Origin of the sequence: Phaeodactylibacter sp., from assembly GCF_040219495.1 — a bacterium.
GTDB lineage: Bacteria > Bacteroidota > Bacteroidia > Chitinophagales > Saprospiraceae > Phaeodactylibacter.
The window spans coordinates 59,019-79,081 of record NZ_JAVJSK010000155.1; the positions used below are offsets into that span (position 1 = coordinate 59,019).

Consider the following 20,063-nt stretch of genomic DNA (forward strand, 5'->3'; position numbering starts at 1 on the left):
ACAGTTTTCGCTGGCAATTTACCCCAAAAATAGTAAGAATTCGATGTATTAACCGACTTCGGAGGCTTCCTCTTCTTCGACAGGCTGATTTTCCTTGACCGGACCGCTCAACTTTGCAATCAGAAAGCCGAAACCAACCACGAAGTGGGCGGCAATCAGAAAAATAATGATATAAGTACCCCAGCTAGCAGACATAACAGACTATTTTTCATAAAGGTAAAGTTACCGGAGCGCTCTTGGAGTGATAAAGGTCACACGTATTTCTTACCTTTGCGGCAAATAGCGTAAATGCCCCTGGAATTCAGCGCTTTTATGCCAAGTCCTCCGGGCAATAGCCGCACCTAAAGCGCAACGTCATGATCAATATCAATAATATTTTCATCAAATACGGGGACCGCACCCTGCTCGACCGGGTCAACCTGATCATTACAGCCCGGGATAAGATTGGCCTGGTGGGGCGCAATGGTGCAGGGAAGTCGACCCTGCTCAAGATCATTGCCGGGTACATGTCTGCGCACGATGGTAATGTAGACCGCCCCTCCGGCAGCACCCTGGGCTTCCTGCATCAGGAGATGAGCCTGCCCAAGGGCAAAACGGTCATGGCCGAAACCCTCACCGCTTTCGATGAAGTCCGCCGAATGGAGAAACAAATCGCGGCCTTCAACAAAGAAATGGCAGAACGTACCGACTACGAGAGCGATTCCTACATGAAATTACTGGAGGATTTTTCGGAAGTCAATGACCGCTTCCTGCTTCTCGGCGGGCAAACGATGGAAGCCGATGCGGAACGGGTCCTTACCGGCCTGGGGTTCAAACCCTCGGATATGGACCGCCTGACTGATGAGTTTAGTGGGGGCTGGCAAATGAGGATAGAACTGGCAAAAATGCTGTTGCAGCGCCCCGACTACCTCCTTCTTGACGAACCGACCAACCACCTGGACATTGAGTCGATCATCTGGCTGGAGAAATTTTTGAAAGACTACGCCGGAGCCGTCATTGTAATTTCTCACGACAAGCAGTTCCTGGACAACGTGACCCGCCGGACGGTAGAAGTGGAGCTGGGTAAGGTTTACGATTACAAGGCGGCCTACAGCGAATATGTGGAGCTGCGCAAAGAGCGACGGGAAAAACAAAGGGCGGCTTACGAAAATCAACAGCGCGTCATCGCTGATAAAGAGCGGACCATCAACCGCTTCATGGCCAAAGCCACTAAAACCAAGATGGCGCAGTCTATGCAAAAACAGCTCGATAAAATTGAGCGCATAGAGGTCGAACAATTTGATACGGCTGCTATGAACCTCCGCTTTCCACCTGCTCCCCGTTCCGGGCAGGTCGTTTTGGAGGCAAAAAACCTCTCCAAAAGCTACGGTACACTCAACGTACTGGATAATGTCAATTTAAAGCTGGACCGGGGCGACCGTGTGGCTTTCGTAGGGCAAAACGGTCAGGGAAAGACCACTCTAGCCAAAATCATCGTTAACGAACTCACCCTTACCGGTGGAGATTTGGGATTAGGCCATAATGTGGAGATCGGTTACTACGCCCAGAATCAGTCCGACAGCCTGCATGCTAAACTGACCGTGCTGGAAACGATGGAGAGCTATGCCCCCGCCGAAATGCGTACACAGCTGCGGAGCATCCTCGGTGCTTTTATGTTTAGCGGGGAGGATGCTGATAAGAAGGTTTCTGTCCTCTCTGGAGGAGAACGCGCCCGCCTGGCACTCGCCTGCCTTCTGCTGCGCCCATTCAACCTGCTGGTACTGGACGAACCGACCAACCACCTCGATATTACTTCCAAAGACGTGCTCAAACGCGCCATTCAGGACTATGATGGCAGCCTGATCATTGTCTCTCACGACCGGGAATTCCTGGCTAACCTCACAGACCGGACCCTTGAATTCCGCGACCGGAAACTGCATGAACACCTGGGCGATGTCAATTACTTCCTGGAAAGGCGACAGCTCGATAATATGCGGGATGTCGAAATCAGTCAGTCGACCGGAAAACCGAAGGCGGCACAGCCTGCCCAAGAGGCGCCCAGAAAAGAACTGAGCTATGAAGAACGCAAACGCCTGCAGCGCGCCATTTCCAATGCCGAAAAGAAAGTGGAAAAGATAGAATCGGAGATCAAAGCACTGGAAAAAACCATGTCTAATCCTGAGTTTTACATGCAGGATGATGCCGCAGAGATCACCAAAAAGCACGCTGACCTGAAAGCCGCCCTGGAAGATGCCATAGAGGTCTGGGAACTCGCCCAACTCGAGATGATGGAATACGAATAGGCACCACAAAAAAAGCCCCGGTAAGCATTACACTACCGGGGCTTCTTTTTCAAACTTCTTACTTACGCCATCAATTCTTCTTCCTTAATAGGCTGGCGGAACACGATTTTATCATCGAAAACATCCAGTACGATGTTGCTGTCCGGCTTGACTTTTTGCATCAGCATCTGTTTGGACAGTTCGTTGAGGACTTTCTTCTGAATGACCCGCTTCAACGGCCGGGCACCAAACTCAGGGTGGTAGCCTTTATCAGCCAGCCATTGCTTGGCTTCCTCCGCTATGGTCAGCTGAATTTGCTGTTTAGCCAGATTGGCACGCAGTTCCTCCAACTGAAGGTCTACAATTTTGCCGATGTCCTTACGCGACAGTGGGCGGAACATAATCGTCTCATCAATCCGATTGAGGAATTCCGGGCGTACGGATTGTTTCAGCAGTTCAAAAACCTCTTCGCGGGTTTGCTCGATGATCATTTCTTCTTCCCCGGGCACCATTTTCGAGAAATTTTCCCGGATGATACTGGAACCCATATTGGAAGTCATAATGATAATGGTGTTCTTGAAATCCGCCACCCGGCCCTTATTATCGGTCAGTCGGCCGTCTTCCAGAACCTGCAGCAAAATATTGAAGGTATCTGGGTGAGCTTTTTCGATCTCATCCAGCAGGACAACGCTGTAAGGCTTGCGCCGAACGGCTTCTGTCAGTTGCCCGCCTTCATCGTAACCTACGTAGCCCGGAGGCGCGCCTACCAGGCGGGACACCGCGTGCCTTTCCTGATACTCGCTCATGTCGATACGTGTCATGAGGTCTTCGTCATCAAAGAGGTACTCGGCCAGGGCTTTGGCCAGCTCGGTTTTACCGACGCCGGTGGTACCCAGGAAGAGAAAGGAACCGATTGGCCGGCGCTCATTGCTCAGCCCGGTACGGCTGCGGCGGATGGCATCTGCGACGGCTTCCACGCCTTCATCCTGCCCGACCACCCGCTTGTGGAGGTCTGCTTCGAGGTGAAGGAGTTTTTCGCGCTCGCTCTGCAGCATCCGTGTGACCGGCACACCAGTCCAGCGGCTGACAATTTCCGCAATATCCTCTGCGTCTACTTCCTCTTTGACCAGCAATTTATTCCTATGCTGCATCTCCTGCAGCCGCTGCGTATACTCTTCCAGTTGTTGTTCTACTTCCGGAATACGGCCGTAGCGGATTTCGGCAGCATCGGTATAATTGCCCTCCCGTTCTGCGCGGGCGCCTTCCTGCCTGAGGCGTTCAATTTCCTCTTTGGCTTTCTGTACACCGAGGACGACCTCGCGTTCGCTCTCCCACTGTGCTTTCAGGGCATTGCGGTCCTCTTCCAGATTCGCCAGATCTTCGTTGATGATGCTTATTTTTGCCTCATCGTTTTCCCGGCGCATGGCTTCTCGTTCGATCTCGAGCTGCCGGATGCGGCGTTCGACTTCGTCGAGTTCTTCCGGCATGGAGTTCATTTCCAGACGGAGCTTGGCAGCCGCCTCATCCACCAGGTCAATGGCTTTGTCCGGCAGCTGACGGTCGGTGATATAGCGGTGAGAAAGCTGTACGGCAGCTACCACCGCTTCATCCTTGATGGTGATTTTATGGTGGGTTTCGTAACGTTCCTTCAAGCCGCGGAGGATGGAAATTGCATCTTCCACACTTGGCTCATCAACCACCACTTTTTGGAAACGGCGCTCCAGCGCTTTATCGTTCTCAAAATACTGCTGATACTCTTTGAGGGTAGTCGCACCGATAGCCCGCAACTCCCCCCGGGCCAGTGCCGGTTTGAGGATATTGGCGGCATCCATAGCACCCTGCCCCTTACCGGCGCCCACCAGGGTATGGATTTCATCAATGAACAGGAAAATCTGCCCTTCAGCGGACTTCACTTCGGTGATGACTGACTTGAGGCGCTCTTCAAACTCGCCCTGATACTTGGCTCCGGCAATCAGGGCGCCCATATCCAGGGAGAAGATATCCTTATCAAGCAGGTCTTCGGGCACATCACCATCTACAATACGGTGGGCCAGCCCTTCAATGATTGCGGTTTTACCAACGCCAGGCTCACCAATCAGGATGGGGTTATTTTTGGTCCGGCGGGCTAAAATGTGGAGGACACGCCGAATTTCGTCTTCCCGCCCGATGACCGGATCGAGCTTGCCGTTGCGGGCCATCTCATTCAGGTTGACGGCGTACTTGCCCAGCGCATTGTAGCTGTTCTCGGCGCTGTGGGTCGTGACCCGCTTGCCTTTACGGAGTTCTTTAATAGCAGCCTTCAGTGCTTTTTCCGTGATCCCTGCATCCTTAAGCATTTGGGTAGTGCTGTCCTTAACACTGAGCAGGGCAAGCAGAATGTGCTCAAGGGCAACAAACTCATCACCAAACGCTTTGAGATAAGTGTTGGCTTTTTGCAGGACTTCATTAGCGGTGCGCGAAAGGTACTGACTACCGCCGCTCACGCTCGGATAAGACTGAATGATACTATCGGTGGCTTTCTTAATGTTGTCAAAGTTGACACCCAGTTTTTTCAGCACGAATGGCATCACGTTCTCATCTACCTGCAAAATCCCCTTCAGCAGGTGAGCCGGCTCAATGGCCTGATGCTGCTCCTGCATCGCAATCTGCTGTGCATGCTGCACCGCTTCCTGCGCCTTTATTGTGAAATTATTGAGGTTCATATATCGTTGAATTAAAGCTTTTTGAAAATTTGGTTTCCGGGAGTTGATCAACGCTGTTGTACCTACTGTAATCTTCAAAAGGTGTACCAGTCCAAAAAAGCCGCCATTTTGACACCTGTTTGCCACAATCGCTGCCATCCTGACACACAACAAGGAAAAGCATTAGGGGCAGCTAAAAAAAATCGTTCAAAAGGCTGGCTACAACCCATTGATTTACAATTTATAACAAACCAAGAAGCCCTTTAGGCGTATAGTATGGCGAAAAAAATGACATCTTTTTATCATTTTTGCCCAACCCTTTCCGAGCAGCCGCCTGTCTAGGCTTAGTGAATTTGGAACACAACTATTTTAACGATCTCAAAATGATGCTCATGCCGGTTACGACGATGCTAGTGCTCGCCCTTGCTGTTATTGCTGTTGGAAAAAAGTCGCGAGCCCTTCGCTAACCGCTTGAAACCAACAGGGCTGCTTTGTCGTTTTGTAAATCAAAACTAAAAGCTGCCCTATTTTATGCAACTTTCAATCGGATTCTCTCCCTGCCCTAACGATACCTTCATCTTCGATGCACTCCTCCACGGTAAAATCGATACTGAAGGGCTAAGCTTTAAGCCCGTTATTGAAGATGTGGAAGCCCTCAATCAGATGGCTTTCCAACAAGAACTGCACATTACCAAACTAAGCTATCATGCTTTTGCCCACCTCCTGCCCCACTATGCCCTGCTGAACGCAGGCAGCGCCCTGGGTGAAAAAGTCGGCCCCCTGCTCATCGCCAAAACGCCAATGGAGGAAGGTGAAATCAACAAAGCCCATATCGCAATCCCCGGGCAATACACCACTGCCAACTTTTTACTGAGCCTGGCCTTCCCGCAAGCCCAAACCCGGAGCGAAATGCTCTTCTCGGATATTGAGCAAGCGGTGCTTGAGGGGCGTGCCGACGCCGGGCTCATTATCCACGAAAACCGCTTTACTTACCAGGATAAAGGGCTAATCAAACTTATGGACCTGGGCGATTACTGGGAGTCCACCTCTGGGCTGCCGATCCCGCTGGGCGGTATCGTGGTGCGCCGGGACCTCCCTTCGGCAGTGCAACAGAAGGTAGACCGGGTACTGGCACGGAGTGTCGCGCATGCCCTCGACCACCCTGATTCCCCAAAAGCGTTCGTGCGGCAGTATGCGCAGGAAATGGAAGAAGCGGTGATGTACAAACACATTCATCTCTATGTCAACGATTATACACGGGACCTGGGCGAACGGGGCCGGGCGGCGATACATCATCTGTTTAACGTTGCAATGGACAAAGGGGTCATGCCCGCCACTGACGTCCCCATCTTTGTCTGACAGCCGGTCGAAGCGGCGCGCAACAGCCTGCAAACGGCACCGCAGCAGCAATCTGCCGGACTCAACCTGGCCCCGTACAGGCACTGCCGCCGATTGAGGACAAGCAGGAGCAGGCACGAAATCAATAAAGATCATTTTACCTGCCGGAATTCTCTTCCAGGGTGTAAGAATATCGGCACTTTGACTATTTTTGCGCTGCATTCCAATTCCCTGACCGAAAAGCAAAAAACTTAGCGATTATGATAATTGGTGTCCCTAAGGAAATCAAGAACAATGAGAACCGCGTGGCCCTTACGCCCGCAGGTGCCATGGAGCTGACCAAGCGCGGCCATGAAGTGTACGTACAGGCGACTGCCGGATTAGGCAGTGGCTTTGCCGACGAAGAATACACTGCTGCCGGTGCGCAAATTTTACCGAGCATTGAGGCCACCTACGAAAAGGCTGAAATGATCATTAAGGTCAAAGAGCCCATCGAATCAGAGTACAGCCTGATCAAGCCGGATCAACTGCTGTTCACTTACTTCCACTTTGCCTCTCACGAGCCATTGACCAAAGCCATGATTAAAAGCAAAGCGATTTGCCTGGCTTATGAGACAGTGGAAAACCCCAACGGCAGCCTGCCCTTGTTGGTACCGATGTCTGAAGTAGCAGGCCGTATGGCCATTCAGGAAGGTGCGAAGTTCCTGGAAAAACCAATGGGCGGCTCTGGTGTACTACTGGGCGGCGTGCCTGGTGTGGAACCTGGCCGCGTGCTCATCCTGGGTGGCGGCGTTGTTGGCACACAGGCCGCTAAAATGGCTGCCGGCCTGGGCGCTCAGGTAACGATCATGGATATCAACCTGAACCGTCTGCGTTACCTTGCAGATGTGATGCCTGCTAATGTCAATACCGTCTACAGCAACGAGATGAATATCCGCAGGCATATCAAGCGGGCGAACCTCATCATCGGCGGGGTGCTCATCCACGGTGCAAAAGCACCACACCTCATTACCCGCGACATGCTGAAGGACATGATCCCCGGCACCGTACTCGTAGACGTGGCAGTAGATCAGGGCGGCTGTATCGAAACCTGTAAGCCGACCACGCACCAAGATCCTACCTTCGTTATTGATGATGTGGTGCACTACTGTGTGGCTAATATGCCGGGCGCAGTGCCTTACACTTCTACCATTGCGCTGACCAACGCTACCCTGCCCTACGCTATCCAACTTGCCAATAAGGGCTGGAAGCAGGCTTGCAAAGAAAACGAACCCCTGAAAAAAGGGCTGAATGTCATCGACGGCAAGGTAGTCTACAAAGGTGTTGCGGATACTTTCGGCTTAGACTTTACGCCGGTAGAGCGGTTCCTGTAGACTTGTTCCAACTAGAGCCTGAGCGGGGCTGCTTACCGACTTGGTAAGCAGCCTCACTTTTTTTATGGCCATTCATTAATTGGGAGGACAACAAATATCCGGGCAGGCTGCTGCATGTAAGAGGCACACTATTTCATCCAAAATCAAATGATATGACCAACCCACAAGAAGTCATTAATGCACTGAATGATTTGCTGAAGTAAAATGTAGATGCGCGTCAGGGCTACGAAAAAGCGTGCTCTGATGTTGAGCAATCCGTCCTCGAATCCTCCCTGACCGACAAGGTGGCACAACGATAGGCCTTCATCGAAGCCATCACCCAGGATATCATCACCCTCGGTGGCTCTACAAAGGGGGAAACAACCATGAAAGGTAGTCTGCACCATAGCTAGATCGACATCAAACCAGCACTGTCTTCCAATGATAAGGAAACCCTGTTTGAAGAGTGCCTATGCGGCGAAAAGAACAGCCTTAAAACCTAGGGTGTTCCTTATTACGGACTGTATACTTCATGGAACTACCGCTTAAAGAATGATCTTGTTCAATAAACCTTCCTCAATACTTTGGCAACTACTTTATCTACTGTACATTTGGAACAGTGTTTAAAATAAAGAATGACAATGAAAACCTTATTTACAAGCTTTATTCTAGCTCTCGCTCTACCTGTATTTGGGCAGGACATGCTAGTTACTATTTACGGTGATACGATTAATGGCTCCATAGTTAGGCAAGATGCAAAGATGTACTATGTGAACCTTATAGAAAAACCGGGGAAAGAAATTAAGTACCCAAAATCAATTATTAAGGAAGTTTTGCGGGAAGATTTTATCCAGGAAGATTCTGAAGGAAACTGGATGTATCAGGAAGTTGTAGAATATGACTCTTCAATTGTTAAGTCTTCTGATATTATCGAAAATATTGAGCGGTGGCTATTGGATAAGCGCACCTTATTTAATACTGCTGCTGGTGAAGATTTAGAAATGCCTGAAAATGTAATCGAAAAAAATGAAAAGACAATAAAGGGTTTTATTCATGGAAGGGTAACGCGTAGTTTTATGGAGCAATACCTCATGCGGATACATGTAAAAGTAGATGTAAAGCCAGGTCGTTACCGGATAACATTTATGGAGGCTATTCCTCTAGCAATGTCAATTACTATGGTAGCTGGTACTACTGCAAATCAAGTTAAACCTTTGGCAGCAAATGATGTGCGGAAATACTACAGTAAACAAAAAGGCGAATTAGCTTTTGTCCCTACTATCAAGCGGTTGTTATCTCAGGTAAAAATTGAAGCTTTGAAGTCCTACGGTCAAACTGATGATGATTGGTAGAACTAGTAATTATTGCTTTTTTACAAACTCGACGACAATGTCTACATTGTGAATTTAAGATGCTTTATCTCAGCCTGAATTAAATATCTTCCTTGATAATAAGCTCTAAGTATTCTAATTAACCTCTGTTCTTCATTGTCTTTTGTTAGTTTGATACCTTGAGAAGGTATTTTACTCTACCCAATGGTTTTTAGAAGTATCCTCTGAAATTGAAATTCGATCCTTTCCCACAAGCCTGACGGCTTTTGCCAAAGTGAAAAAACGAAAACTTATCCGACATCTGAGGAGACCTATTTCAAAATATCACCAAACAGTGGATTGCGTTTTGATAAGAGGATGGGCAGCGCCCTTCCTCAGGTGGGAGGGAACTTAAAGTTTTGAAGCCACAGCCTAGCGGCTTTTGCCTTTTTCATTGCCACGCCCTTAAAAATGCCAGGTGATTCGGCGTTCGCTGCAATGAAAAAGCCATTCTGCTTTGGCAGAATGGCTTTCAAAAACATTAGTCGGGATGAGAGGATTCGAACCTCCGGCCTCTGGTCCCCCAGACCAGCACTCTAACCGGGCTGAGCTACATCCCGTAAAATCACTATGCTTTGGGTGAAGCGGAGCATTAGAGCTCCAAATTCATGCCCCGAGAGATGCACGCTTATTTCGCGTAGCGCACCTCTCGTTGTGCATTGTGCCCGGCGTTAGCGGCGGCTGATTGAGGGCATATTAACAGTTCTGTTCCAGTACGCCGCTTTTCCGGGAACGCAAATATACACAACCTGTACATCTGGTGCAAAAAAATCCCCAAAAGAAAATTGCAAAGTACCCGGCACCGGTTTGAACACGAGCTTAGGTTTGTGCATTACTCTGACATGCGAATTAGAAAACGTAATTTTAAGTTTTAAACCATTCAATCCATCCACATTATGAGCATGAAGCAATTACTATTTGCACTGGCCCTTGGATTCGTATTCACAAGCTGCGGAAGCGGCACTTCAGAAAACAGTGACGCCGATACCACTACTGATACCACCGCCACCGAAGAGGCCCCCAAAGAGGATACTTCCACCCGGAAAAGCCCCCCCCGCACCGCAGAAGGGGAAATTGGCTCTGCAACCGTTACGGTCAATTATGGCAGCCCCTCTGTGCGTGGCCGCAACGTTTACGGCGACCTGGTGCCTTATGGCAGCGTTTGGCGGACCGGAGCAAACGAAGCAACCACAATCACCCTTAGTGAAGATGTCATCGTGGAAGGCGAAGCACTGCCTGCCGGCACTTATGCATTATTTACCATTCCCGGTGAGGAGTCCTGGACGATTATCTTCAATAAAGAAGCCGAGCAGTGGGGCGCTTACGACTACGACGAAAGCATGGATGCTCTTCGGGTAGAAGTGACGCCTGTAGCGCTGGAAGAGCCGGCTGAAATACTGGAATTCGAAGTCGGGAGCGAAGGTGTAACCTTCCGCTGGAGCGACGTTGCTGCATCCTTTAAAATCAGTACGGTAGAATAAGCAAACAGACTGGGTGCTTTCTCCGGAGAGCCCCAGTACATTTCACCCCTAAGCTCAACTCATGGCTTATCTTAAACCTTTTCTCGTTGCGGCGGCTGCATTCACAGTCCTGGATCTCCTGTGGTTAGGGATAATTGCCCGTGGGGTTTACGAAAAATACATTGGTCAGCACATGCGGCCGTCAACGGACTGGACGGCGGCCCTTCTCTTTTATCTAATTTTTCTGGCAGGCGTCGTCTATTTTGTCGTTCAGCCCGGTACCCACAACAACAGCACAGGTGTACTTTTGCGCGGCGCTTTCTTCGGCTTCGTTACTTACAGCACTTACGAACTGACCAACCGGGCGGTGCTCGAAAACTGGCCTTGGCCTATCGTCTTGATTGATATAGCCTGGGGCACCGTGCTTTGTGCCCTTGTCGGATGGATAAGCTGGCACTTTTCTCAACGGCCGTAGAGCAGGCTTGCTGCGATTGCCGCGATCAGGGTGCTCCAAAAATTCACGGAATGGTTGTTAAGCCAGCCCCGGTTTTGCAGCGTCGCGCCCAGCAGGCTATCAGACCAGTTGCCGATCATTCCAGCCAAGGCAACGACTATCGCCATCTTCCAGGATTCGGTCCACCAGCCTACCGGTAGCGCAATCAATACAGTGCCTGCCACTCCAAATAAGGTACCCTCCCAACTGATGACTCCATCTGCACCCCGGACACCTGATTGCCAAGTCATTATATTCCAATACCTACGCCCGTAGAGGTTGCCCAGCTCGGAAGAAAGCGTGTCAGAGGTTGCACTCGCGATCGCAGCGGTCATCATCGGATAGACCAGAGGCACTTCCCAGCCACTCCCCCACCCTAAAAGGCTGAGGGCTGCTGCTACCCCTCCGTTTGAGACTGCGTTCACCCAGGTCCGTTGCCCACCGGCTTCCTGAGCCACCCCCAGGGATGCTTTTCGCGCGCGCTCCCATTTGGTCGCCCCTGATCCAGCGACAAAAAAAAGCCCCAGCAACACCACACCCAGCCAGCCACTTCCCAGATAAAGGCCTATTGCGATGCCCCCTCCTGCCACCGCTCCACTTGCACTGATTGCTTTTGCCCAAAGGCTGAACAGTATGGCTACTGCCAGAGTGACTAAAAATACGAAGGCCGAGTATTCAAACTGTAAGCTCCAAAGGAAACCCATTTTAAAAAATTTGCTAATACCAGTATTTTATTGTAAAATTAGACAAACAAACAAAATAAATATGGATTTATACCCGCCGATTACCGACTATATGGCAACCAAACTCGTTACTTTTCACCCCGATATGGATATCCGGGAAGCCATTGATATCTTACTAAAGAAGAAAATCTCCGGTGCTCCGGTCCTCGATGATCAGCAGCAGCTAGTCGGCATGCTATCCGAGGCAGATTGCCTGCGCATTCTGATCGAGGGACCGTACAATCATGAGCCGTCCTACGCAAAAATCAATGTAGGCGACTACATGTCCACCCGGGTTAAACACATTGATGCGAAAAAAACAATCCTTGATGCCGCCTATGAATTCGTGCACAGTGGCTATAAGCGGCTACCGGTATTGGAAGAAGGGCAGCTCGTAGGCCAAGTTAGCCGGGTAGATATCCTCAGGGCTATCCAGAAAATGAAACCAGCTGTCAAGCACATTCCTGACAGCTGGAAAGGTCGTGAACCGACCATGCCGGGTTACAAAAAAACCTTCTATGGTAAAAACTCCTAGTGCGCTGTCAAATATGAAAAGCTGGACGGCCAGAGAGGAGCAGAAGGGGCATCTCCTCTGGCTGGGGATAGCATGCGACTTCTCCGAAGTCGACCTCCCGTGGTGTGGCCAAGGTTATAAATAGGTGACTTCTCCAAAAGCCATCCAGTGCTTAGAGCTTGGTCCCACACTCTTTATTTCATACTTGACAGACTACCAGTGCGGCTAGCCCGAAACAACACGGCATGTTTCACGCTTGGGAGCCTTGGTTTTCCTGGGCGCTAAGAGCGTGTTGGGACTTAAGTAACCGGTCTGCAAACTACAGTTTTCGACTAGAAGACAAAAGTCCCAACACGCGCTAAGAGTTAGCCCGCTGCGATACGTGGCAACTGCTCACCCGTCCCTAAGCTGTGGAGCATATTCCAGTGGATCTTTAATGCAGACCGGAAGGAAGGCAGGGAATGGTAAGGCAGGTTGTACTCCTCTGCTGTTTCCCGAACAATCTTGGAAATGCGCCGATAGTGAATATGGCAAACATTGGGGAACAAGTGGTGCTCCACCTGATAATTTAACCCCCCAACAAACCAAGACAGTAAGCGGTTATTTGGAGCATAATTCGTTGTAGTCATCAGCTGATGCACCGCCCAGTTATTCTCCAGATTGCCGTCCTGATCAGTAGAAGGGAACATGGCGGCTTCCATAACGTGCGCGGTCTGAAAAACGCAGCCCAGCAAGAAGCCCAGCGCAAAGTGCATCATGGCGAAACCAATAATGGTCACCCACCAGCTTACCGGTGAAAACACCAATGGAATAACCAGCAGATAAATGTAGTACAATACCTTCACGAAAATCAGCTCTGCGAACACCTTGGGGAAAGACAGGTCGTGCTGCTTCAACAGCCCGTTGCGGTGGTAACGCAGCAGCTGGGTGAAGTCCTTGGTCGTAATCCACATATGAGTCATCAGGCTATACAAAAACCAGGCGTAGACATGCTGGAATTTGTGGAACCACAAACGCTCCTGATCCGGAGAAAAACGGAGCAGCTTACCGGCGTCAATATCTTCGTCCATACCATGTACATTTGTAAAAGAATGGTGAAGCGTATTGTGCTGAATTTTCCAGTTGGCGGAGAACCCACCGATAAGGTTGATCACCCAGCCAAGTACTCCGTTAACGTATTTATTGCGGCTGTAGGCACCATGGTTGGCATCGTGCATTACAGAAAAGCCAATACCTGCCGTGACAACTCCAAGAAGCGTCCAGGCCAGGAGCGCCAACCAGGGATTGGTCAGAAAACCGCCCACGATAGCCCCGTACAGAAGCGTATAGGTGCCAACTAGCACGACCGTCTTCGTGACCATCGCTGCATTCGCGTACTTGGAAATATTGTTCTGTTGGAAATATTCATTGACCCGCTTGCGGAGGTCCATAGCAAATTCCCGTTGCCCCTTGTCGCGGCTGAATTTAATGTCTTGAATGTTCATTTTGGAGGAAATTAAACGTAGGAGAAAGTGTTCGTTTGATGATTGGCAGACTAGACCAACTAGTCCTTTAATACAACACTATAAGGAACGGCAAGTTGAGGTCTTTCCCTTTTGCCTGCCCGGTGCCGGGCCTGTCATGTGGGTAAAAGCCCGCCAAGGCAACTATACTTCTGTTGCGCTGTCAATTTGCTTTTACACTCCATAAAGGTAATTAATCCTTGTGTCCTATTCGTGTCTGGAACCAAAAATGACACCCCAATTACCTAAAAGCGAATAGCTGAACAAACCGCAGAGGGTTTTCCAGCTATTGATTAAGAGGGTATCTTGAAGCATCTTTCGGAAAGGCTCAAACCGTTTCCGCAGGTTCTTTTTCTTCTTCTTCTGATGGGGCGTTGATGTTGTCAGCCTTGCCTTTCTTCTTGGTGAAAGCAACCAGCAAAATCCAGGCCGGAATAATAATGAGGGCTACAATCATAGCGATAAAAGCCGCTTTAGCCGCAAAGAGATCTAATAGGAACATTGGTTTACATTTTGGTGAACAGATGAGGCGCCCTGCCTCTGTTTTCACACCAATAATACGGCAGTTGCAAAATCCGAATGATGACCTTTGTCACCGATTAGCCATGAAAAAAATTAGGCTTACAACGGCTGCTGCCCCTGATCATCCGGCTCTGAAGCCGAACCATCCGCCTTGCGCCGGTAATACCTGATAACGGCCCATGCCGGCAGGATTACCGTCAAAAGTAATAACAGCATAAAGATTGCCTGTGCCCGGAGGATTTCTAAAAGGATCATTGGCGTAAAATTACCTGAATGAATGATACCTTCAATATGCAAGCTAATAGCATCCCTATCTCTGACAAAACTCACTGTTTTCGGTGCGATTTGTCATCACTTTTGTTGAGCCGCTTTCACCCGGTTGAGGAACAACCGCGCTGAGCCAACATCAACAGCCTGAATTTCATAGGTATTGCCATCCTCCATTTTCGTGATCAGTTCCTTACTCTTCATACCAGACAAAGCGTCCATGAACTCCGGATTATTGGAAGTGATGCTCATGATGCCCTGTTTAAAACCAAAAAAGTAAAACAACTCACTCGGTGACTTGATGTAGAGGTACAGACGGTCATCCTCGTTGGTCGGCATTTTGTACTCCACATAAGCCTCCAGTACCTTATTGAGCGGTTCTCCTTCTATAGACACCACCCCAAGTTTATCCTCTTTAGATACAAAAGACTGATACTCGGCATCCCACTTCATTGGGATTTTCGAAAACAGGAAGGTGTAGGGGTTAATTTTTTTCGGAATATCCAAAATCCCATTGCCCAGGGTAGCCAGCGCCTCTTTAGCCTCCGTGCCCGGAGGGAGCAGGTTCATTAGTGCTTCCCGGTAAAAATCAAGCTCGGTGAGGTACACAATAGGCTTTGCATCGAAGCTCATCGACTCAATGTCATTCCGCATGATCCTCAGGAGCTTGTCGGGCACAATGAGCTTGACGCCCGACATGAATTCCGCGTTGATTTCGTAGCGCTGCACTCCTACCTCCTGCTGCCCCAATGACGGTATCAGAGACATCGTATCAGAGATGATCATTTCGTCCGGATTGACCACTTCCTCGTAGCGGGACTCCATTACCCCGGAGGCATCAATGCTTACGTAGTTGAGCCCGGTGCCCAGATTAAACTGCCCTTTGCCTTCCAGCTTTCCGGAGCCATTCCAGAAGGTCATTTGATTGCCGCGGATGCCGTTAGTCTGTATGCGTACCGAGTCACCAAAGATGAAGTAGTCCTTTTCGCGATTGTACTTGAAAATCCCCTTCACCGGTAGGATCTGACGGTCTTTCCTGGAGAAAAGCGGCATCATTACCCTTGGGTACATCTCTGCTGTTTCTTTGCTCAGGAAGAAGCCCGTAGCCAGTGGTTCCCCGTCCAGGTTTTTGGGCTCATCAAAACTAATGGCAAGGTCGTTCTTGTCCGCCTCGCTCTGCACCGTAAACCAGTAACGATAAGGCAGGCGTTCTGCATCAAGACGGGCAAAACCATCAAAACTCAGGTTTTTGGACTGCGCCCGCAGCCCGATTTCTCCCTGAAACTCCGTACGCTGATCGATATAGAACTGGTCTTCTTCCGTGACCTCCCCTTTACCTACCGTCACGACCGGGCGTTCATTGTAAGCCCCTTTACCAAGCGGCTGCCCGACGATATTCTCAAACTCAATCTCCTGCTCCCGGTCGCCCACATTATACTCGTAAAAACCAGAGGCCTGATAATACCGCCGCCCCTTCACATCCACCGTAGCCCGGTTGATGACGTGGTTTTGGTTGAGGGTATCGGCTACTATTTTAGCATTTTCGAGGGTGCCCATTTCGCCGTTTTGACCGATTTTCACAAAGTTACTGTCCGGGTAGACAAAGGCATCAGCAGCAATCAGGAAAGGTACACCACTAACACTGAGCTCATCGGTTTTCAGGTCGTAGAAGGCTTCTTCCCCTTCAAAATTCAGGGAGTCTTTGTCGGGGTGCGTGGAAGTAAATATCCCGGAGGCGTTCTCAGCAGCTTTGAAGGTGATGCTCTCGTCGGCCATATCCCAGGTAAACTCATTGATAGAGGTCTTGTACTGAATGGCGGGCATCTTCGTCTCCAGAAATTCTTTATTGGCTTTGAAAGTCGCCAGCTGCTCGTCGAAGTCTACATCGCTTTGTACGTTATCCGTTTCCAGCGCAATATCCTCCAGGTCCTGCGTTTTGATCCTGACCTCCGTGGTGTCCGCCGTAGCGCTAAATGCCCCAAAGGAAAACAAATCAGAAACCATTGTTGCGGTCTCCCAGTCGAAGATGCCATCGCCTTTCAGTCCACCAGGAGTGAGAATGAGCGTTCCGTCCAGGGTGTGCACCTCTTCCGGGAACAGCTTAAACGCTTCTTCTTCGGAACGGATATACATGCTGTCCTGATAAGGCCGCCAGTCGATTTTCACATCAATACCACGTACCTGTGGCACCTCCAGCCCTTCCTCTCTCGATTCTTCCAGGTTGAAGACCTCGGCACTGGCCAGCATCTGTTTGGGCATCCAGATCATATCCTCCGAATCAATGGAGGCCCCCAGATAGGTTAGGTTACCTTTGCCCAGCAGCCCGGCGTTGCTCAGTGCAAGCTCACCTTTGTACAAGCCGCGCTCCTTGTAGGCAGTGTATCCTTCCCCCTCCGTTTCGTGGATGAAGCCCAGGGACTCGTCTTCCTGCAAGCTGACCGTTTCTGCAAAGGGTGGGAAAATACCAGACGGGTGCAGCGTCCCTTCAAACTGCACATCTTCCCGGGTATAGTAGTCGAGGTGATTGAAGCTGAACGGGTTGACCTCAAAGTAAAAAGAGTCCCGCGTGTAGGCGCCCTTCTGAGCAGAGGGGTAATCGTAGAAAACGTAGGAGTAGTCTTTACTCTGCAGAGAGGGGAACATGGGAATACTCTCCTTTCCGGATTTATTGGAAGGCGCATCGATCAGCAAGACTCCGGTCAGGTGCTCCAGTCGGGAGCCGATAGACAGTGCCTCAGGCTCTCCGTCCTTCATGAGTTTGCCCGTAGGCACAAACAGATCGAAGAACCGTACCGAATCCAGGTCAATCTGAAAAGGCTCATACTTAAAGTGGAAGTCTTTCCCTTCTAGTTTTGTAAGTCCGGCAAACAGCAAACCATCGAAATCAATATTCCGGTTGCCCTGCATTAATAGGTGTTCGCCTTCCGGCTTCATAGCAACCCGTTGCTTAGCGCTCAACTCCACCAGGTCCACACCGCGCACGTCTATGCTGTTGTTCGTCAGGTTCATGACGGCATTTGTGCTGTCCGTAACTGAACGGATGCGCAGTACGTCGTAGTCGACCAACCCCCGGTAGGCATCTGCATAGAGGAATACCTTGTCCTTCACCTCGACCATCTCCTCTTCCGAGTCGTAGTTGATGAAGCCCCGGGATACCATATCATACAGCAGGCTTTTGATGTTTTCAATACCGAACTTCGGGTTAAGACGTTGTGCCACATCGGCTGCGGGCATCCTCTTCACGCCCCCGTTATTGTCGTACATCACCTTGAGTATAGCGATGGGGTTCACGGTGGCAATGCTTTGCAATTGCCGGTAGTCTTGTTCTGTAAAGTAATTGAGGGACTCAAAAATCACATCTTCCTTACGCTGATAGGGCAGCTTACTGCGCCCAATGGCAATGGAGTCGCCGTTCAGATAGGCGGTCATCGTGTTCGCGTACAGATTGATGCCGTGCAGGGAACTGTAAAAAGGGTTTTGGTCGGCAGCACTTTCGCCCCGGGAGAGGGTCATCTCGCGTTCCTTGATTTCAAACCGTACGTCAACAGAAGGGTGATAGATGGAGTCATTGCCAAAATACAACACCCCTTCTACCCCACTGCCGGCAATGCGGTCTTCTCTGCGGATGGTAAATAGTTCGGAAGCGCCCCGGAATGAGGCTGTACTATTGGCATCCCGGATATTGATTTTAGCCGGTTGTTTTTTGTTCCCGAAACCATAAACGGTAGTTCCCTGCAGCCGGAAATAGCCTTCAAAGGCAACCCCTTCTCCAATATTGCTGACTTCGAGACGCTCAGAGGATTCAAAGCGTGGGAAGGAGCCTTCCACTGCATCACTGCTCGAAACCAGCTTATCGCTAAAGGTCCCATTCACAACCCGGTTGCCAAAGTAAACCGGATAGTGCATCTTGGCATTCTCAACGCTGTACAGACTTTTGATGGCCTCAAACTCATAATCCCCAAGCTCTGCAAATACGCCCTGGGGCAAACCGTGCCGCTCCCAGGTTACGCGGCCACCGCTACCCCTCCAAATTCGCTCTACGGGCTCGAATACGCCTTTGGTCTGGTAAATAAAAATGGAATCGGTACGCCGTTGCGCCATAAGATCTAAAGCTTCAAAAGCCACGACGGGCTGCCCATTTTCAAACCTGAACGCAAAATCATCAGTATAGGCATACCAGGACGTACCTCCGGAGTCTGAATAGCGCAAAGCGCGGCGCTCAAAAAACTGAGTGGAGAACTCCATAAAGTCATCGAAAGGCCGTAGTCTGCGGTTTTCGATATTCGCAAGGGTTTGATCCAGTACCGCATGCCATTCCTGAAAAACCCGGGCGGGGTCGTTGGTCTGCTTCACCTTGGTAAGAGCACGCAGGTAATTTTGAAAATAAGGCCCGGCTGTCATGCGCTGTTCCAGCATGGCATTGCCTGTTTTCAGGATCTGCTGCACCTCTTCCTCTGTGAACTGCCCGCTGCTGAAAACGTCAGCAAATTCCTTGTAGGCTTCTTCCAGGACCTCGCGCTTGCCGGAAGTCATGTACTCTTCCAGTTGCCGGATAAACTCGGCGTGGTCTTCAGAAAAACGCTCAAGGCGCTGAGCGGAAAGGGAATAGGTAAAAAAGAAAAGGACGGAAAGGAAAATGGTAATACTTCTGGCCATGCTGTTTTGCTACTGTTTTTTCTCAAACTGCAGGCAGCACCAATCGCCACGGTGCATAGTTTCCAGGCATTCAAACCCTACGAGTGCTGCCCGTTCTGTGACCATAGCTTTGTCTACCTGCAAAATCCCTGAAGCCAGCAATTGCCCGCCGGCGTTCAGGCGGTTATATAACGCCTCAAGGGAATTTAATATTACGTTTCTGTTAATGTTTGCCAAAATAATATCATAGGTCCGCTCCGGCACTTTCGACAGGTCGCCGAAGTAGGCCTTAAGGTGGGGCACGCCATTACGCTTTGCATTTTCCACCGTGCTTTCGTAGGCCGGTTTTTCGATATCTACCGCGTCAATCTCAGTGGCGCCCAGCATGCCCGCCAGAATGGCCAGTATGCCCGTGCCACAGCCGTAGTCAAAAACCGCTTTCCCGGTCCACTCCGGGTGCTGCATCCCAGCTATCATCATATGAGTGGTTTCGTGGTGGCCCGTACCGAAAGCCATTTCCGGATTGATGATAATTTCGTAGCGCACACCCTTCATCGGCTCGTGAAAAGGCGCGCGCACCCCACAGAATTCCTCTACCTGTATCGGCTGGAAGTTAGACTCCCAAACGGCATTCCAGTTTTGATGCTTGACCAGTTCCCGCTCATAAGAAAAGGAGAGCTGACCAGAGATGTCACTCAATTGCTGCTCTACGGAAAAGGCGTCTGCATCTGCCCGCAGGTAAGCATTCAACCCCTCATCGGTCTCTTCGAAGGTGTCAAAGGGGAGTTCTCCCAGAAAAGCCAGAATAATCTCCCGGGATGGAGCGTCGGCAATGATAATGTAACGGTAGTAGTCCATGATTTTTGATTTGAAAATGGATCATAAGGACGCCCATACAGGCCGGCAGGCATGATGCAGAGCTGGTGAAAAAGAGGGGTTCAGACCG

General features: G+C 50.1%; 15 protein-coding genes and 1 tRNA gene. 7 read left to right on the forward strand and 9 right to left on the reverse strand.

Features of this window, described 5'->3' with window-relative positions; genetic code table 11:
- Positions 1-48: 48 nt before the first annotated feature.
- Entirely contained in the window at positions 49-195 is a 147-nt protein-coding gene (locus RIC19_RS24530) for a hypothetical protein (RefSeq protein ID WP_350181032.1), read from the reverse strand.
- Positions 196-356: 161 nt separating this feature from the next.
- Between RIC19_RS24530 and RIC19_RS24535 the strand changes: the two genes are divergently transcribed.
- On the forward strand, positions 357-2,282 hold the full coding sequence (locus RIC19_RS24535; protein ID WP_350181033.1) for an ABC-F family ATP-binding cassette domain-containing protein: 1,926 nt from the start codon (positions 357-359) through the stop codon (positions 2,280-2,282).
- Positions 2,283-2,344: 62 nt separating this feature from the next.
- Here RIC19_RS24535 and clpB read toward each other — a convergent pair whose 3' ends face one another.
- Positions 2,345-4,963 carry an ATP-dependent chaperone ClpB gene (gene clpB, locus RIC19_RS24540; RefSeq protein ID WP_350181034.1) on the reverse strand — a complete coding sequence of 873 codons (2,619 nt, stop codon included), beginning with the start codon at positions 4,961-4,963 and terminating at the stop codon, positions 2,345-2,347.
- Between the two features lie 510 nt (positions 4,964-5,473).
- Here clpB and RIC19_RS24545 point away from each other — a divergent pair.
- From RIC19_RS24545 to RIC19_RS24555, 3 genes are all read left to right on the forward strand, one after another.
- Entirely contained in the window at positions 5,474-6,301 is an 828-nt protein-coding gene (locus RIC19_RS24545) for a menaquinone biosynthesis family protein (protein WP_350181035.1), read from the forward strand.
- 239 nt (positions 6,302-6,540) lie between these two features.
- The gene (gene ald, locus RIC19_RS24550) at positions 6,541-7,653 is read left to right on the forward strand and encodes an alanine dehydrogenase (protein WP_350181036.1); all 1,113 of its coding nucleotides are present in this window, start codon (positions 6,541-6,543) and stop codon (positions 7,651-7,653) included.
- A gap of 620 nt (positions 7,654-8,273) precedes the next feature.
- Entirely contained in the window at positions 8,274-8,984 is a 711-nt protein-coding gene (locus RIC19_RS24555) for a hypothetical protein (RefSeq protein ID WP_350181037.1), read from the forward strand.
- Positions 8,985-9,487: 503 nt separating this feature from the next.
- Here the strand turns inward: RIC19_RS24555 and RIC19_RS24560 are convergent.
- A tRNA-Pro gene (locus tag RIC19_RS24560) sits at positions 9,488-9,562 on the reverse strand.
- Positions 9,563-9,904: 342 nt separating this feature from the next.
- Between RIC19_RS24560 and RIC19_RS24565 the strand changes: the two genes are divergently transcribed.
- Positions 9,905-10,483, forward strand: a complete 579-nt coding sequence (locus RIC19_RS24565) for a DUF2911 domain-containing protein (protein WP_350181038.1) — start codon at positions 9,905-9,907, stop codon at positions 10,481-10,483.
- A gap of 61 nt (positions 10,484-10,544) precedes the next feature.
- The gene (locus tag RIC19_RS24570; protein WP_350181039.1) at positions 10,545-10,937 is read left to right on the forward strand and encodes a DUF2177 family protein; all 393 of its coding nucleotides are present in this window, start codon (positions 10,545-10,547) and stop codon (positions 10,935-10,937) included.
- Here the strand turns inward: RIC19_RS24570 and RIC19_RS24575 are convergent.
- Positions 10,925-11,659, reverse strand: coding sequence for a DUF92 domain-containing protein (locus RIC19_RS24575; RefSeq protein ID WP_350181040.1), 735 nt, complete (start codon positions 11,657-11,659; stop codon positions 10,925-10,927). The two genes, RIC19_RS24570 and RIC19_RS24575, sit on opposite strands and share 13 nt — an antisense overlap.
- A 61-nt stretch (positions 11,660-11,720) precedes the next feature.
- On the opposite strand from RIC19_RS24575, the gene RIC19_RS24580 reads away from it, so the two are divergent.
- Positions 11,721-12,212, forward strand: coding sequence for a CBS domain-containing protein (locus RIC19_RS24580; protein ID WP_350181041.1), 492 nt, complete (start codon positions 11,721-11,723; stop codon positions 12,210-12,212).
- A gap of 344 nt (positions 12,213-12,556) precedes the next feature.
- On the opposite strand, the gene RIC19_RS24585 is transcribed toward RIC19_RS24580, so the two are convergent.
- The 5 genes from RIC19_RS24585 to prmA form a co-directional block, all read right to left on the reverse strand.
- Entirely contained in the window at positions 12,557-13,675 is a 1,119-nt protein-coding gene (locus RIC19_RS24585) for a fatty acid desaturase family protein (protein ID WP_350181042.1), read from the reverse strand.
- 346 nt (positions 13,676-14,021) lie between these two features.
- The gene (locus tag RIC19_RS24590) at positions 14,022-14,195 is read right to left on the reverse strand and encodes a hypothetical protein (RefSeq protein WP_350181043.1); all 174 of its coding nucleotides are present in this window, start codon (positions 14,193-14,195) and stop codon (positions 14,022-14,024) included.
- Positions 14,196-14,314: 119 nt separating this feature from the next.
- Entirely contained in the window at positions 14,315-14,470 is a 156-nt protein-coding gene (locus tag RIC19_RS24595; RefSeq protein ID WP_350181044.1) for a hypothetical protein, read from the reverse strand.
- Positions 14,471-14,566: 96 nt separating this feature from the next.
- The gene (locus RIC19_RS24600; RefSeq protein WP_350181045.1) at positions 14,567-19,138 is read right to left on the reverse strand and encodes a hypothetical protein; all 4,572 of its coding nucleotides are present in this window, start codon (positions 19,136-19,138) and stop codon (positions 14,567-14,569) included.
- Positions 19,139-19,147: 9 nt separating this feature from the next.
- Positions 19,148-19,975, reverse strand: coding sequence for a 50S ribosomal protein L11 methyltransferase (gene prmA, locus RIC19_RS24605; RefSeq protein WP_350181046.1), 828 nt, complete (start codon positions 19,973-19,975; stop codon positions 19,148-19,150).
- Positions 19,976-20,063 lie beyond the last annotated feature (88 nt).